The following is a 16543-nucleotide window of genomic DNA, read 5'->3' as shown; positions in this document are numbered from 1 at the left end:
CGAACATGCTCGTCCAGCACTTGCTCTATTCTGCCCTCCGATCGGGCTAAGCCGATGAAATACCGGGTTGATTCACCCCTCACGACGTCGCCGAACGGCATGCTGTCGCGTACAATCTGCAGCTGCTCTCCGAAGCTGGCTGTTGCGGTGCTGTGCAACTCGCTTTGGCGAAGATCACGGATGACGATCAGCGCTTGAGTGAGCGCCCGAACCGGTCCTCGATCCGCGACTGAAGGAACTCGAGCCCCATCGAGAGCAGCCAATAGATCATCGAGGCGGTGATGAGCATCTCGATGTGGCGGAACTCGGTCTGGCCCTGCGTGCGTGCGAGATACATGATCTCCCAGACCCCGACCACCGAGACCAGCGAAGAATCCTTCAGCATCGCAATGAACTGGTTGCCGGTCGGCGGCACGATGACGCGCATCGCCTGCGGCAGGATGACCAGGAACATCGTCTGGTTAGCGCTAAGGCCGAGTGCCGTAGCACCCTCGGTCTGGCCGCGCGAGATGCTTTCGATGCCGGCGCGGAAGATCTCGGTCATGTACGCGCCGTAGCAGAGCGACAGCGCCATGATGCCGGCCGGCACGGCGCCGATCACGTAGCCAATCTGCGGCAGGCCGAGATAGATGATGTAGATCTGCATCAACAACGGCAAGCCACGAAACAGAGAGGTATAGAAGGTCGCCAAGCCATAGACCACGCCGTTGCGGGAAAGTTTGGCGATGGCGCCAACGAAGGCGATGAGGGTGGCGATGGCGATCGAAATGGCCGAAATGTAGAGGGTCGTCACCACACCCTTCGAGACGAGGAAGCCGATCTTCTTGGCGATGAACGCGAAGGACAGGTCGAAGGAATAGAAAAACAACATTAGCAACACGAACAGCTCTATCCAAACTGCCACAATCTGCTGTTTGCGGCTGAGATACCGCAGCGCGTTCCAGTTCGCCACCAAGATCAATGCGATCAGCACCGCCGAGACCGCCCGCCCGACGTCCGGGTTGGCGGCGAGCCACTCGACCGACCACGGAACGAGCTTGCCGAGCCAACTGGCTTTGATGCCGAGCCCATACAGGCCGGCGGCGATGGCGGCGAGCACGAAGAACACGCCAACGCGGCGCGCCGCGTCCGGGTGGTTGAGCAATAGTCGGCCGATCACGTCTTCGATCTCCCTGCGGTCAGCGGGCCCGCTCGCGCCACCAATCCTGCGCCTGCAGCTTCCAGTAGGTGAGTTGCGCAACCGCAAGTCCAGCCGGGCCGCCCGCCCAGGCAAGGCCGAAGGGTGTGAACAGCCGGTAGCGGTCCGATTGTCCCAGTATGGCTTCGGCGATCAACTTGCCGGCGATCGCCGTGGTGTTGATGCCATGGCCACCAAAAGCCGTGAGGTACCAGACGCCCGGCTGCAACGGGCCTATTTGGGGCATCATGTGCCGGGCATAAGACATGAGCCCGGACCAGGCGAGTTCGGTCTTGAGGTGTTCGAGCTGCGGATAAGTGGTGACCATCTCACGGCGCAATTGCCTCGCCAACACGCCCGATGAGGCTGCCCGGGTGGTGATGCGCCCTCCCCAGAGCAGCCGCCTGCCGTCTTCGACAACACGGTAATAATCGCCTGCGCGACGGTTATCGCCGACGGCGTCGGTCGTCGTAATCGCCTTGGCGATGAGGTCAGGCGCCTCCTCGCTCACCATAACGTAAGTGGCGATCGGCAGGAATGCCCGCTGCAGCCGACCGACCAGTGGCCCCGTATATCCGCCGGTGGCAACTACGGCCTGGCGGGCGCGCACTTCGCCGCTGTCGGTACGCAAGATCTTTTCGGCGCCGTCAAGGTTGGCTTCAACGGCAGCCGTTCTCTCGTATATCCTGCCGCCCAGCCGCTCGATCTCGCCAGCAACGGCGCGCAGATAGTTAAGCGGATGCATGTGGAAGGCGCTGGGATCGCGCAGGCCTTGGTGGTAGCGATCCGAATGCAGCACCGCTCGCACCTGGTCGCGATCGAGATAGTCGAGCCGGTAGTCGAAATCCCGCGCCAGTTGCTCGGCATATGCCTTGAGCACGGCGCCGCCATCGTGGCGAAGCACGCTCAATATACCGGAGCGCGGCTCTGCCGCCTTGACGTCGAGATCGCGGATCGTCTGCCGCACGAAGTCGACGCCTTCGATGGACAGGCGGTGCAGTTTTTGTGCCGCGTCGACGCCGGCCATCGCGGCGATGTTGTCGGTGCCGGTGGCGAAACCGGGATTAACGAAGCCGCCATTGCGACCGGAAGCGCCGAATCCTATCCGCTGCGCCTCAAGCACGACGACCTGCTGGCCGGCGCGAGCCAGCTGCAACGCCGTCGTCAGGCCGGCCAGTCCGCCGCCGACAACGACTGTCTCGCACTCGGAAACGCCGCTCAGCGGCGGTCTGATGGTGTTGTCGGCAAGCGTGCGTCGGTAATATGTGTCAGGACATGTCATGATCAATATGATGAGGTGGCGGCACTAGAGCATTTTGCAGGCAGGCGGAGCCGCCCGGTGTCGTGGAAATGCGGCTGAAACAAAACAGATGGAGCGGGATGTTCAATTGAATGCACCCCGCTCAAGCTTTATCCACGATGCCTCTCAGTCAGAGCTGTAATCCTTGCCGTACCACTTGGTGGTCAGTTTCGCGAGGGTACCGTCCTTCTTCATCTCGTCGAGAATGCCGCCGATCTTGGCATTCCACTCGGCATCACCTTTTTCCGCGATCACCACCAGTGGCTCACGGAAGGCATAGCCGCCTTCCAGGACACGCAACGGGTAGCCGTTCTTTATCGCGTTCTGAGCCGTCTGTTCTGGTGCGATGACCGCGTTGAGGCGCACGCCGTCGCCGAGCCTCAAATCGTCGAACGGCAGCATTGAGTCAGCGAAAGTCCTGATCTCACCGGGCTCCAGCTTGTATTCGATGGGCGGCAGGCCGGGAGCATCGATCTCGAGTTGTCTGCGGATGAAATCCTCCGACGTGGTGGCGGTCTCGACGCCGATGATCTTGCCGTTCAGGTCGGCGACCGATTTGGCCGGGCTGTCCTTGTGAACCACGTAAACGTAGGGGCTATAATAATAGATGCCTTCGAAATCGATCACCTTGGCGCGCGCTTTGGTCGGCGTCACCGAGCCGACACCCAGATCGTAACGTCCCTGCCAATGGCCGCCCGTCATCGTCGCCCAGTCCGGCGTATCGAAACTGACCTCGACACCGAGGCGCCTTGCGATCTCTTTCGAGACATCTATGTCGAAGCCGACCAACTGATTGCTGTCGTCGAGGAAACTCTGCGGCGGCCAACCGCTGTTTGTGGCGACCACCATTGCCTTCTTCGAGGTAACCCGGTTGATGGTTTCACCCGCCGAGGCCGCAGACGCGAACGCGAGCGTGGTAGTGGCCAAGGCCAGCCACGCGATCAATTTCCTCACTTGAACCTCCCTCTTCATCGTCATTCAGACATATGCTTCCCAGAGCGCGCTCCCGTAGAGAAACAGCAATTGAGAGCGCGGCATGAGATCGATCTCATATCAGCACACATATCGACGAGGGGATCAAGTCCTTTTTCAAGTAGGCAGTTGTCCTCCGGGGCGCAAAGCATCGGCACCCGCACGGTGCGGCGGAACCCGCGTTTGATGTGATGCGCGTGACTTTCAAGACAGAGGAAACGAAGGTCTACTTCAACCTACACAGCATCATTGCCAGATGGGCGGCACAGGATGGCTTGCTGTCTACGAGTTTCCGATGTTCCGGTTAAGCATGGGTGCGCGGCACACCGGCAGCAGCACCAGCAGGATGATGGCGGAGTCGACCCAGAGGACCCTGTTCACGCCCATCGTGTCGACGATCTGACTGGTCGCTAGGGTACCCACGGAGATGGCAAGATTGAAAGTGAAGCAGTAGATGGCCGTCGCGGTCTCCGCGCTTTCTGGTGCTGCACTCAGCACCCACGTCTGCAGCGTGATGGGCGCCGCGCCATACGCGAAGCCCCACACCAGCAGCAGGATGGTTCCTGTGAGCGGCGTGACCCCGAGCAACGGGAAGAGAGCCAGCGTGGCGCCGAGCCCAATGACGATGCAGGCCAATGTGCGACCGACGGATTTGGCGGCCCAGACGCCTGCGACGGCGTTGCCAATCATTCCGAGAATGCCATACCCCAACAGTAACCAACCTATGCTCCCTGCAGTGACGCCCGAGACCTCCAGCAACACCGGGCTCACGAAAGTGTAGGCACCGTAGTGGGCAGCCACCAGCAGTGCGGTCGCAACCACGCCCGACAGGAGGGCGGGATTGCGCAATTGCGCACGCAGGGCTTTCACCTCCACAGGCTGCGCCGCCTCCAGCTTCGGAAGCACAAGCAGGGCGGCGAGCAGTATGGCAAAGCTCAGGAAGGCGAGAGACCAGAACGCGCCGCGCCAGCCGACTAGATCACCGATGATCGTGCCGGCCGGCACGCCCAGCACCGCAGCGGCACTTACACCGCCGAAGACAATAGTCATGGCGCGCGGCACGGACGGTCCAGGAACAAGGCGTACTGCGATGCTTCCGGCTATCGCCCAAAAGCCACCGATGGTGATCCCGACGAGCAGCCTGGACGCGAGCAGAACGGGAAAGTTCGTTGCGAGCGCTGAAATCACGCTCGCCGCAGCCATTACCGCGAGCAGGCCCGCCATCAGAATACGCCGGTCGAGCCTCCCCACTGCCAACGGCAAACCGATAGAAGCGAACGCCGCAATTACGCCGGGTATCGTCACCGTGAGACCGCCACTCCCAATAGAGACATTCAACTCGGAAGAAATTGCCGGAATCAGCCCCACAGGGAGTTGCTCCGCAGTGATCATCGAAAAAATACCCAGCGATACAGTGAGCACGGAGAGCCACATGCGAAAAGTGGCTCCCTGTTTCTCCCGAAGGGCTGCTTTGGTCAGAGACATGATCACCTCCAGCCCGCGAGAAGGCACTCGACGCCAACGTTTCGGGCAAACGTTAGAGAGACGGATCGGGCAATTGATCCCGGCCTGGTTTCAGATAATCTGTCCACTGCGGATTGATAATCGAGGGAGATATGGATGGTGAATTCACGAAACGTGAATGAAAGAGGTGATTGCAGTTGGACCGGCTGACCAGCATGACCGTGTTTGCCAACGTCGTCGGTGAAGGCAGCTTCGCTGGAGCGGCCAAGCGGATGCGACTATCGCCAGCGGCTGTGAGCAAGCATGTCCAGATGCTGGAAGAGTGGCTTGGCGCACGCCTTCTCAACCGGACGACCCGGCGCATCAGCCTGACAGAGCTCGGCGCCTCCGTCTACGAGCGCAGTCTGCGCATAATCGAGGATGTCGAGGAAGTTCGTACGAGCGCGGCCGAGAGCAAGACACGTCCGACCGGCTCACTGCGTGTCAGCGCGCCGATCTCCTTCGGCGCGATGCACCTTGGGAGAGTCGTTGCAGAATATCTCGCGGTCTACCCGGAGGTGTCGGTTGAGTTGGTGTTGGACGACCGTGTGGTTGACATCGTGGAAGAGGGCCTGGATGTCGCGGTACGCATCGCTCCACTCACGGTTTCCAATCTGGTTGCTCGCCGAATCGCGCCGTCACGCGAGGTGGTCTGCGCTTCGCGCGATTATCTGGACAGACGCGGGCGTCCCACAAAGCCGTCGGATCTCCACGACCATGATTGTCTGGACTACGCGTTGCGCGCCAGCCGCGGAAAATGGCGGTTCGACGGACCAAAGGGGCAAGTGGCGGTAAAAATCACTGCACGGATGACGGCAACGAACGGGCAGCTCCTGCGCGATGCGGCGCTGGGTGGAGCAGGCATAGTACTTTGCCCCACTTTCCTTGTTGGAGAAGCCATTCGTTCGGGCCAGCTGGAGACAGTGATGCCCCAGTTCAAGCCGGTAAGCCGGTCGATCTACGCGATGTACCCGTCAAGAAGGCATCTTTCCGCCAAAGTTCAAAGCTTCGTGACGCTTCTCGCCGCCCACTTTGGTGAGAACCCACCTTGGGACAACTTTGGACCATGACGACTGGAATGTTGAGCCCAGAGGCCGCGCGCACTTGCACGGCCTTACTGTGCATGGGACCAGCACCCAGGGCCAAGGGGCGGTGCATATCGAGCCGTCCAGCACCTTTTCGAGACTGAAGCATCCGCTATTTGCCGACGGTCATTCGCTGAGGCTCAATCCACCGCCCATCCTAAGCGCCGCCACAGCGCAAGTTGTAGCATCTGCGGTGTCTCTGGTTCTCTGCGGCCACCGGCGGAACGGGTTGTAAGCAGGCGCGTTCCTCCAGCGTCAAGCTTGGAGAACATACCATGGATGACGAGCTGCGCCTGAAGTTACAAGAGCTGAGCCAAAGCATGCAAACGCGAGCGGCCGAACTTTCGACGCTCGGCGGCAGCGCAGACATAAGTACGGTGATGTCGGGGATCGCCGTCGCTCTGGAGGCGCTACTGGTGATTGCCGAAGAGATGAAAACGCCACGTTCCGGCCCTTCGGTCCTGCCCGACGCTACATGAACATCTCCGATCGTTTGGGAGAGGCTCCAGAGCGAGAGCGCCTACCGCTCACCAGCAAATCGCTCGCCGAGGAACTGGCTTTAATCCACATTCTGGGTTGGAGAGTGGAGAGCGCAATCTACTCGGTGGAGTACTCCAGGTGGGGTGAGCGTCGGCAGAAATGGATTTTGCACTCGACGATGCCTTTTGGGTAATCGGGGACGGCCTTAGGACGGAGGACCACGATGGCTTGGATGGCCGCAATTTGCCCGATTACAGATGAGCAGGCGCTCGTTAATTCGGAGACAGTTGGTGACATCCGGGAGTTTCGCTGTCCGAGTTGCGGCGACTTCAAAATCACGAACTCGGCCACCGCGATGTTCAAAGGCCTATCGGCAGAACAGAAGTTGGAGCGCTTCGAATACGCTAGAGTAATCGCGGGCGACAACGCGATCACAGTGACGACGGAACATGGATCTATCGATACCGAAGATCAATAGAATACCCGCCCGACAAGCCGGTTCCCAGCGCATCTCCTCACTTGCTGCCCTGAGACCATTTGACTGCCGGTCCAGGTAGTGGGCAGTTTGAAGGTAGAAGCTCACGTCAACATGGCCAGACCATTTTTACACTGCCGATCTGCGCGGCCAGCAACGCCTCTCGTGAGGGGCAAGGCATGGGCATCGAACGTCTCGGACCGGTCGGCGGGCGTAAGGCTGGTTGCCTATGATCCTCCTACCGGCGAATGGAACCAGATCTGCCACAGCGCGTCATAGAAGCAGATCAGGTGCGATTTAACGCAAGGAGTGACATCGATGATCAGGCTCCTTCTCCTCCTCGCCATTGCATTCGCCTTCGCATGCGGCGGGACGGAGGCGGCCAAGCTGGATCTAGCCGCTGTAAATCAGGCGCAATTCTCCGCCGGCGATCCGAAAGGGCTCGATCCTGCCGTGCTGAAGGCGCAAATTTTTTTGGATCGTGCGCGCTTCTCACCGGGGCTCATCGACGGCCGCCTTGGAGAGAACTTCGCCAAGGCGGTCAAGGCCTTCCAGGCGTCGAACGGACTGGCCCCAGATGGCAAGCTCACCCAGGCGACTTGGGACAAGCTGATGGCAACCTCCACCAGCCCAGCTCTGATCACCTATGAACTGACCCGCAAAGATGTACGCGGCCCCTTCACCAAACGCATTCCGGGGCGCATGGAGAGGATGGCTCGCCTGAGAAGGCTTGGCTATCACGACTCGATCGAGAAGCTGGCGGAGCGCTTCCATGTGAGCGAACCATTGCTCAGGAGGCTAAACCCAGGCACCGGATTCAGGAAAGCTGGAACCACGCTGCTGGTACCAGATGTTGGCCGGGGTGAACCTCCCGCCACCATTGCCGGCGTCGAAGTCGACAAAGGCGCTCATCAGGTGCGCGTGCTCGACCCCTCCAATAAAGCGCTTGCCGTCTACCCTGCGTCGATCGGGAGCGACGAGAAGCCGGCACCAAGTGGGCAGGCAGAGATCCAAAGGGTGGTGCACAACCCGACCTATCACTACGATCCCGATTTTGCATTCAAGGGAGTCAAAACCAAGCGGCCCTTCACCATTGCTGCCGGCCCTAACAATCCCGTGGGATCAATCTGGATCGACCTCTCCATCGAAAGCTACGGCATTCACGGCACGCCCGAACCCGGCAAGATCGGGAAGACCTTCTCTCACGGCTGCATCAGGCTAACGAACTGGGATGCCGAGGACCTCGCCTCAATGGTGCACAAACATATGAAGGTGACTTTCAAGGACGAGTGACGCAAGCCGTCGCATCCCTCGATGTCGCCGAAACAAGATGTCCGTCGGTGCCCGTGACAATCGCATCCTGCGACCCGTTGGCCGATCAGCGCGTGCTTCGGGTTCGGGGTGCAACATCAAGCGGCGCCATTTGCACGGATGGCGGCGAACCAACCACCATGGCGGGGGCGCCAGATTGCTCACCACGTTGGCTCTCTACTTCGCGGCTCATACCTTGTTGAGCAGCTTGCATCTCCGGAACGGTGAAAACCGGGACCTCGCCCTTGAAACCCTGGAGCTCAAAGGCGCCCGCCTGGACGACCGGCATCGATGCTCCTGCCGCAAAGCCGGGTCCAAGCACCAGGGGGATGCCCAGCTTCTTGGTCGTCGATTCGAGCCGTGCCGCGCGGTTCACGGGGGAGCCGATCGCGGTGTAATCGAAGCGCCGTTCGGAGCCGAAATTGCCTACCGAGCAGATGCCGGTCTCGATGGCGACGCCGATTTCGATGGAGCGATGGCCATCCGCGGTGAAGGCGGCGTCTTCGCGCCTCACCCGCTCGATAAGGGCCAGGCCCGCGTCGAGCGCACGCTCACGATGATCGGGTTGATCTAGCGGTGCGTTCCAGAAGGCCAGCACCGCATCGCCCATGAACTTGTCGATGGTGCCGTCGCGCTTGAGGATCTCATCGGTCGCAATGCCGAGGAAATGGTTGACCACCTTGGCGATCTCTTGGGTGTCGAGCTGTTCGCTCATGGTCGTGAAGCCACGTATGTCGCTGATCAAAATTGTGATCTCGCGCTTCTCGCCGGACAGGATTGCCTCGGTGTCCGAGCTTGCGAGGCGCTGCACCACGGAGGGCGACAGATATTGGGAGAACTGTCGCGTCAGGGTGGACCGGCGCTGCTCGCTGCGCCTGTAGAGGACATAGCCTTCGAAGCCCGCAACCATGATGGTTGCAAGCGCCGGCTGCAGCGGGTCATAGAGTGCACCCTGCAGGCTGTACTCGAGAGCGCCGAACACGAACGGCGTGACGGCCAGCAGCGCCAGGGAGATGGCGCCAAGCACGACACGCCCGGCGAGCACTCCAGAAAGCCCGATGAAAACGACGGCACTGAGGAGAAACCAGAGCCGCTCGAGCATACGCGCGTGCGCTGGCTCTGCCAGGAAGCGCCCGGCAAGCATCTGGCCGATCGCATCGGCGTGGATCTCCGCTCCTGGTCGCGCTGGACTCGTCGGCGTGGGCAGGTACTGCGTCAGGCCCACAGCCGACAGGTCGACAATGGCGATGGCGTCCCGCAGCCGCGGATCGCCATGGCCCGAAAGGATAGTGCTGGCAGACAGGCGAGGCGTGTCCGTGGCGGTTTCCCAGAGGCGGATGCTCCCCTCCGGCTCGAGCGGCACAATGGCGCCTGCCATCCTGAGTGCGTCGAACCCGGCTGCATTCATCCGGGCTGTGTAACCGTCCTGTCCAGCGTAAAGGCGCAGGAGCTCGAGTGCGAAAGACGGCCACAGCTGCGCGCGTTGAGGGGTATTGCGAAGCCAGAGCAGCGGCACATGGCGCAGTACGCCGTCGGGATCGGGCAAGGTGCGAATCACGCCGAGGCCTGCGGCGGCGTTCGAGAATTCGGCAAGCGAGCCGGTAAGACCGGTGAAGCCGGGAAGTGTATCGGGCACTTGCCCGACGATCGACCAGCCGGCTTTGGGTTCTGCTTCTGATACCGTCGCTTCATTGCCCAGGCTGACGGCAAGCGCCGTTCGACTTTTGGACAGCGCCGCTGCCAGGCGCTTGTCTCCGGCGATGCCCTCAGGCGAGGTGTCAGCCTCGGGGAGTACCAGCGCAAGCCCGACCACCGCCGCACCGGATTGCGTGATGCCATCGACCAGATCGGCCAAGAGGCCACGGTTCCAGGGCCATCGCCCATGTGCCTTGAGGCTGGCGTCGTCTATCGAGACGATCACGACAGGATTGCTCGTCGCCTGACGTGGGGCGAGAAACTGATAGAAGTCGTACGTCCGCTCACGCAGGCGCGACAACGGCCCGTCAAAAGCCAAATGGCAAGCGAGCAGCAGGAGCACGACCACAAGGCCGGATATTTTGCGTCTGCCGGCTTGCCGCCAATCAGCCCAGCGCCTACCGACCGAGTGGCTCATCTCGTGCAGCCAGGCCTAATCGCAGTTGTAGTAGTAGCAGCAACCCTCACCCTCACACTCGCCCCGCCGCCCCCCGCTGCCCGCAGGTGGCGTTGGGCTGTCAGGGAATTCCATGACCACTCCTGGCAGTGCGCCGTCCCTGGACCCGCAGACTTTGAGCGAGGAGCCTAGAGCCGACGCACAAATTGCGCTTACTTCCAACCCAGGACCCGGTGCGCCCGGCAGGCCGGTTCCCGCTATCCGGTCGATACTGTCCAAGATCGGGAAGGCGTCGATGCCGCCGTAGCCGGCCAGAAGCTTGCCATCGTCCGACGTGCAGGCGTAGCCCGGGTTCGTGATGACCAGCCGTTTGCCATTGATCGTGCAGGTCATGCGGCCGGCGCGCAATATGCCGACGGTCTGGCCGGCTGCCACCAGCACTTCGATGATGCCGCCTCTCGCTCCGAGCACCATGTGCGGCGTCGCAACCTGCATGACGCCCCCTTTCGAAACCTGGCCGCCATAAAAACGTGCCAGGCCGCTGTTCATCCCGATGTCGATCTTTCCCGACCCGGAGCCCGGATTGTAGACGAACTCATCGATCGTCAGGCTGGTGTTTGGACCAATTTTGGCGCTCGATTCATCCCGGAACACCAGCATTCCGAGACCGGTGGGATTGCTGCGCAACTGGTCGCCGAGTTCGACGCCCGCGCCAACGTTCATCGTCCCGCCGTTATTGCGGACGATGATGGTCTGATAGGCCGTCATCGACCCGACCGTCTCAGCAGCGGATGGTGCCGCGAAGGCGAGGCAGGCGATAAAAATGACGATCTGATGATACCTCATCGCGGCCTCTTTCAATTGAGCGTCAACGTATAGCTCATGAGCATTTCGAACGATTTTCGGTCGCGGTTGGCGAGGGCGAAGTTGGTTTTGCGGTAGGCGAGATCGACGCTGATCTTCTGCGCTTCCGTCAGCTGAAAATCGCTTTCCGAGGCAATGCGCCAGAAGTCGCTCTTGATATTTGTGCCGATGCCGACGGACAGATCGGGAGTGTCGCTGTGGCCGGCCGATAAGGCGATCTGGTGCGACCATGCGAAAAGATCCGGTACGTTCATCAACAGGCCGCCATAGCGGACCTCGCCCGTATAGCTGCGGCTGATTTCGCCCGATCCGGAAGCGAATTCATTCGAGCCGACAAAGCGCAAGCCGAGCGCCTGGCCATTGCGGAAGCGGTAGCTGCCGCCTGCCTCATAGAAGACCCTGCTATCCGCGAAAATGCCTTGCGAGGCGCTTAGATCGATGTAGCCGCCACCGGCGAAGAGCGTCGTCTCGACCGTCGGGCGAACGACGAAACGTCCACTGAGGCCGATACCAGTTTCGTAAATGTCGCTGTCGAAACGATCCGTAACGGTGAACGCGGAAAGCAGCAGGCGCAGCGAATCGATCCCGCTGTTGGGCAGCCCCTTGTCCCAGGTTATCGCTGCGTTGCCGTGGATAAAAGTCTTCTCGCCACCCGGAACCGACAGGTCTTCCGTGAAAAGACGCTCAGTCGCGGTCAACGACCCCGAAAGAACGAGCGCGTCGGCACTTGGCGTGCCGAGGTCCCACCGCACAAAACCTTCCGCCTGCCCGTAAGGCGAGACGAAGCTGTCGTCGTCCTGCGCCCCGCCTGGCTCAAAATCGGTGAATGCGCTGAATACGCCGCCGGTCAGGGCGAGTTCCCAGGTGACGCCACGCAACGCGCGCTCGATGCGGGCGAGCAGGCGAACAGCTTCCTGTTGCTCACTTGCGGTCAGACCCCCGACTTCGATGCCGTACTGCACCTGCCGCCGGGCCAATTCATAGGACCCGACATGGTAATACAACCGGCTGGCCGCAAGCCGGGCGCGCGCATCGCGGGGGTACTGGATCAGATACTGCTCGATCGAGGAGATCGCCTGATCGTATTGCCCAGCGTTGACCGCAACCGTGACGAATTGGGCGAGCGTTCCATTGTCGGCCGGACTGGCGATGCGGGCCGCAAACGCATCGTCATAGGCCCCAAAAAGACCTTGTGCGCCGGCCGGCAACACGCCGGCACAAAGCAGCGCTGCGGCGACGCCGAAGATCGTTCGAAACGAAGATTGCATGCCGAGAACCCACCCCAAACCCGACTAGTGCGAGAGACTTAGCACGACTGCAAGAAAAAGGCGACTGAACGGTCGCCGGACTTATGCGAGTCCTCAGCAGCTGTTGCAGCTGCGCAACAAGATATCGGGTTTATTCCTATTTCGGCTGCGCTGATTGTCAAAAACTCTTCTCGACATTGCTGCACGTGATTGAAGTATTTGGCCCAAGGCTTAACAAACTCAAATCTCATCAGTAGTGGATCGCACAGCCGACAAGATTAATATTGGGTGGGCGATTCTCCGTATCTGGTCACCAGGCTTCAAGGTCACCCACGGCTTCTCCAAAGGCCTTCCGTCGCGTTTCGCAAGGGGCCGGAGAGCTGCCGGAAGGTGCTTCTCACGACGCGTGTGCGATTCGGCCCGGGTCTTGCAATTTCGTTTAACGCGAGGTCAGCTCATTGCCTCAACGCCCAGGGACGCGTCACCGCACGCAGCTTGCTACAGCACGAGCATGGTGGCCAGCCCCAGCATCAGGCCCATGCCTACAATATCGGTCACGGTGGTGAGGAAGATCGCCGAGGCGACCGCCGGATCGGCGCCTACCCGGCGCAGGCCCAACGGGATCAGCACGCCGGAGATGCCGGACATGAGGCACGATCCGGACATGGCAAGCAGGATCACAAGTGCCAGCATCGGCGCCTGCGCCGCCGACGCCGGTTGCCTCGAGGCATAGAACCACATCGCCGCAGCCGCAACAACGCCGACGAGCACGCCGTTGGCGGCCGCGAGCGCGCCCTCTCTCATCACCAAGTGCAGCTTCGGTCGTTTGTCCACATCCCCCAGGGCAAGGCCACGCAGCGTCATAGCCAGTGCCTGGCAGCCGGTGTTTCCGCTCTGCCCGGCCAAGACCGGGAGAAACGCCGCCAGAGCGACGATCTTCTCGATCGTGCCTGTGAACGAACTGACCACGAATGCGGCCATGAAGGCCGTCAGGAGATTCAACTGCAGCCACGGATGACGCTTCAGGAAGGCTGAAAACAGCGGCGTAAAAGAGCGCTCCTCCTTCTGGAGGCCTACCATCTGGCCAGACTGGGCGGAAATCTCGATGATTTGCTGCTCGAACAATCGCCAGCCGCGAACCTGCCCGAGCAGCCGGTTCTCCGCATCCACCACCGGATAGACAGGATAGTGACGCCGTACCGCCGCCTTGCATGCGTTACTCAAAGAGAGACCGACATCAAGAGCGAACGGCCTGGGCAGCATGATGTGATCGACAATCGCGTCGGGTTCGCTCAGCATCAGATCGCGCAGGACCGCTAGGCCAACCAGTCTATTGCCCTCGTCCGTGACGTAGAGATAAGTGAGCTCGGTCGGCACCTGGGCGCCTCTGACAGCTTCCACCGCGGCAGCAACCGTCGTCCCGACAGGAACGCTGGCGGGGATCGGGTCCATCACGTCGACGAGCGACTCGGGGATCGCGAAACCCATCTCACCGTCATGAGAGCTGATGGGCCGCATATGCAGTGGCAAATGCTCGGCCACCTTACGGGCGTGCCCGTCCGGCAACAGCTTTAGTGTGTCGCGGATGAACTCGGGAGACTCTCTAGCGAGCAATTCAGCTGCGTCATCAGGTGCTCGAGCACGCAGCGTGCGCACCAACTTCTGAACGCCGGTCTCTTCGTTCATTTGCTATGGCCCCCCAATTGGAAAGTGAAAAAGTTGTGAAGTATCGGATCGCACCGGGGCGGAAATACGACAGCTTCTTCCGGCCCCAGCAGTCCGCTTTGTGGTTGTCGCAAGCGCCGCCTGCACACTCCTAGCTTGAGAAGGCAAAGCAGACGTCTACATTTTGGGCGTGCCTTCGGTCAGGTCAGCATGGGAGTGTCCGCGCTACTTCCCTCGCTTTTCAATCTTTAGATTTGGGAGGTCGGGTCGCTTGGATACCACACCGGCCTCCTTCAAGGCTGTGTATCCAACCTTTTTGAGGAGCTTCTCTGTTTTGGCGCGCTCCTTGTCCAGAGCGGTATCACCTTTGACCTTGGGCATCCGTCCTCCATTTGGTCGTTGTCGTTCGCCGGTAAATGAGATTGCCGGAAATGTCCCGCAGTGTCGTGCTTTGACCCGCGGCCGAGGACTGAATTGAGGCGCTTTGCCGCCCGGCAGCCTTTGGGCGGGAAGCGGACGGGCGGGCTATTCCTGCTGGAATTGACAGGGCCAATCTTCTGGCCTCGTCATGCCAGAAGGCAACTCGGTCCGGGCGTCTCCACAAGCCATGTTGAGCTGCCACTGGGACAGACCCGCCGAATTGGATAGATCGAGGCCCTCGATACGGGTCAGAAAGAAAAAAGCGCCGTCAAAGTCTATCGGTGCGGTGAACTTCGCTCCTCGGAAATCCGCCCGCGCGAGATTGGCAAACGAAAAGTGGCTGCCGCTGATATCGGCGTCATGGAACTGTGCACGCCCCAATTCCGCCTTTGTGAAATCAACATTGACCAGATTGGCGTTCTGGAAATTCGAGCGCTGCACTTCCGCGCCCGTAAACACAGCGCCCTGCGCGTCCATCTGGCTGAAGTCGGTCCTGTACGCCTCGATTTTGTCGAACCGGGCGCCTTTGGCGGTCGAGCCGGCCAGGGAAGCGCGCACAAGCGTTGCCTTCTCAAAATTTGCCGCAAGGAGATTGCTGTTCCTGAGGTCGGTCGAAGTGAAATCAACACCGAACAGGTTTGCCCCGCTCAGGTCCTGTCCTTCCAGGATGAGAAGCTTTTTGTCACACTCCTGCCAATTGACGCCAGGCGTCGCGGCTGCGTAGCAATCTTGAGCGGCGGTGGCGTTTTGCCAAGCCAATACAGTGCAAACCGCCAGAACCAAGCCGGATCCGCCGTAAGCTCTGGTTCGTCTCAAAGTCATTGTTGCTGGACCCCTCTGCTACTCGTCGACAATCAGCCTTACCACATCTGCTGACACTCGAGCCACGGTAACGACCGCCGTCACAGTTGCGCATCAACGATCCGCCGATAGCCAGCGGCAGCTTGCGAAATTATCGAGAGGTGGGGAAAAGCTTTGACGGTAGAGTGCTTTTTCGCGGATGCGATCACAAAACAAAGAGTTCGGCGTAAGCCGTGAGTTATTGGTGGGCCCGGAGGGCGAACGGAAATTGTTGATTTTGCTGGATTTTGGTGGGCCAAAATCTGAAAGGTCCCGTATCATCCCGTATGCTCCCGCGACCCCAAACTGCCGACCATAGCTGACCTCGTTTTGCAAACGTTGGGAGACAGGGTCCAGAACGGCGGAAATGGGGACGGTTGCAGATCGGCAGCTGTGGCAACAGCGCGCGACCAGCTGACGGTCTAGCGCCTCGATATGGCCGATGAGACTTGGGAAGTAACAAACAAGCGGCAGCTTGCAGGCAGTTGTGATCGGTGGAATGGATTTACGAGTCGAGGCGCCGGACCAGGACCGGCTCACTTGCCTCGAAGTTCAGCCTGTTGGAATGGCGCGGAGGAACGAGTAGTGGTATCTAACGAGCCGGCGGCCCTCGATGTTTGACCGCGCTCGTCCTGCAACTCTCGTATGTCGTCCCGCAAAGTGGTGGCGCAACCGACCACTTCGTTCCGCATTGTTTAAACAGCGTATGACTCAATTCCAGTCAGATTTTTTTCTGAGCTGCGAAAAGGCGGACACTAACCGTCAAAAAAATTGCGCTTTTGATTTTAACGGAAAATCGCCGCAAGAACTATTTTGAGGTTTCACCAGCTATCGGGTTCAATGGAGCGATTTTTGGACCTTGCGGCATTCGATGGCCTACAGAACCGCCTCAAAAAGTACCGTCACCTCTTCGGTTGACCGAGTCGTTGATCGGCCGTCATATGAGCCCTATGCTGGCACGCTGGCCAGTGAAGCAGTTGTCGGCCTTTATTCGCCGGCTCAGGGATTTATGCCCACGCTTCAGGTCGAAGAAAGACCGGGGTGTCGGTTCCAGGCTCTGGCAAGCGGGCTAAGATTATCCTGCCGATTGTAGCCGCCAACCAAGATGTTGT

13 protein-coding genes are annotated in these 16543 nt (G+C 60.2%); 4 read left to right on the top strand and 9 right to left on the bottom strand.

What is annotated here, in order from left to right; translation table 11 throughout:
- Positions 1 to 187: 187 nt before the first annotated feature.
- From ACYG9R_RS20200 to ACYG9R_RS20185, 4 genes are all read right to left on the bottom strand, one after another.
- Positions 188 to 1159: an amino acid ABC transporter permease gene (locus tag ACYG9R_RS20200; RefSeq protein WP_023712239.1), complete on the bottom strand. Its 972-nt coding sequence runs from the start codon at positions 1157 to 1159 to the stop codon at positions 188 to 190.
- Between the two features lie 19 nt (positions 1160 to 1178).
- Positions 1179 to 2459, bottom strand: coding sequence for an NAD(P)/FAD-dependent oxidoreductase (locus tag ACYG9R_RS20195; RefSeq protein WP_023824768.1), 1281 nt, complete (start codon positions 2457 to 2459; stop codon positions 1179 to 1181).
- 144 nt (positions 2460 to 2603) lie between these two features.
- The gene (locus tag ACYG9R_RS20190; RefSeq protein ID WP_023691453.1) at positions 2604 to 3431 is read right to left on the bottom strand and encodes a transporter substrate-binding domain-containing protein; all 828 of its coding nucleotides are present in this window, start codon (positions 3429 to 3431) and stop codon (positions 2604 to 2606) included.
- Between the two features lie 300 nt (positions 3432 to 3731).
- Positions 3732 to 4934 carry an MFS transporter gene (locus ACYG9R_RS20185; protein WP_023824767.1) on the bottom strand — a complete coding sequence of 401 codons (1203 nt, stop codon included), beginning with the start codon at positions 4932 to 4934 and terminating at the stop codon, positions 3732 to 3734.
- A 176-nt stretch (positions 4935 to 5110) separates the two neighbouring features.
- Here ACYG9R_RS20185 and ACYG9R_RS20180 point away from each other — a divergent pair, with 176 nt between their 5' ends.
- The 4 genes from ACYG9R_RS20180 to ACYG9R_RS20165 all read left to right on the top strand — a co-directional run bounded on the left by ACYG9R_RS20180 (position 5111) and on the right by ACYG9R_RS20165 (position 8285).
- Positions 5111 to 6022 carry a LysR family transcriptional regulator gene (locus tag ACYG9R_RS20180; protein WP_023681081.1) on the top strand — a complete coding sequence of 304 codons (912 nt, stop codon included), beginning with the start codon at positions 5111 to 5113 and terminating at the stop codon, positions 6020 to 6022.
- A gap of 290 nt (positions 6023 to 6312) precedes the next feature.
- A complete protein-coding gene (locus ACYG9R_RS20175; RefSeq protein ID WP_023667962.1) occupies positions 6313 to 6516 on the top strand; it encodes a hypothetical protein in 204 nt (67 codons plus the stop codon).
- A gap of 224 nt (positions 6517 to 6740) precedes the next feature.
- The gene (locus tag ACYG9R_RS20170) at positions 6741 to 6995 is read left to right on the top strand and encodes a hypothetical protein (RefSeq protein ID WP_023704584.1); all 255 of its coding nucleotides are present in this window, start codon (positions 6741 to 6743) and stop codon (positions 6993 to 6995) included.
- A gap of 315 nt (positions 6996 to 7310) precedes the next feature.
- The gene (locus tag ACYG9R_RS20165) at positions 7311 to 8285 is read left to right on the top strand and encodes a L,D-transpeptidase family protein (protein WP_023824765.1); all 975 of its coding nucleotides are present in this window, start codon (positions 7311 to 7313) and stop codon (positions 8283 to 8285) included.
- Positions 8286 to 8370: 85 nt separating this feature from the next.
- Here the strand turns inward: ACYG9R_RS20165 and ACYG9R_RS20160 are convergent, their stop codons facing one another.
- From ACYG9R_RS20160 to ACYG9R_RS20140, 5 genes are all read right to left on the bottom strand, one after another.
- On the bottom strand, positions 8371 to 10341 hold the full coding sequence (locus ACYG9R_RS20160) for a CHASE2 domain-containing protein (protein ID WP_196813618.1): 1971 nt from the start codon (positions 10339 to 10341) through the stop codon (positions 8371 to 8373).
- 90 nt (positions 10342 to 10431) lie between these two features.
- On the bottom strand, positions 10432 to 11241 hold the full coding sequence (locus ACYG9R_RS20155; RefSeq protein WP_023824764.1) for a FecR family protein: 810 nt from the start codon (positions 11239 to 11241) through the stop codon (positions 10432 to 10434).
- Positions 11242 to 11252: 11 nt separating this feature from the next.
- On the bottom strand, positions 11253 to 12470 hold the full coding sequence (locus ACYG9R_RS20150) for a tetratricopeptide repeat protein (protein WP_196813617.1): 1218 nt from the start codon (positions 12468 to 12470) through the stop codon (positions 11253 to 11255).
- Between the two features lie 534 nt (positions 12471 to 13004).
- On the bottom strand, positions 13005 to 14192 hold the full coding sequence (locus ACYG9R_RS20145; RefSeq protein WP_023736095.1) for a magnesium transporter: 1188 nt from the start codon (positions 14190 to 14192) through the stop codon (positions 13005 to 13007).
- Between the two features lie 504 nt (positions 14193 to 14696).
- Entirely contained in the window at positions 14697 to 15413 is a 717-nt protein-coding gene (locus tag ACYG9R_RS20140; RefSeq protein WP_023687777.1) for a pentapeptide repeat-containing protein, read from the bottom strand.
- Between the last annotated feature and the right edge of the window lie 1130 nt (positions 15414 to 16543).

This window comes from Mesorhizobium sp. RSR565B, assembly GCF_054719465.1.
The sequence above is the reverse complement of the archived record's forward strand: the minus strand, read 5'-3'. Positions and strand labels throughout refer to the sequence as shown.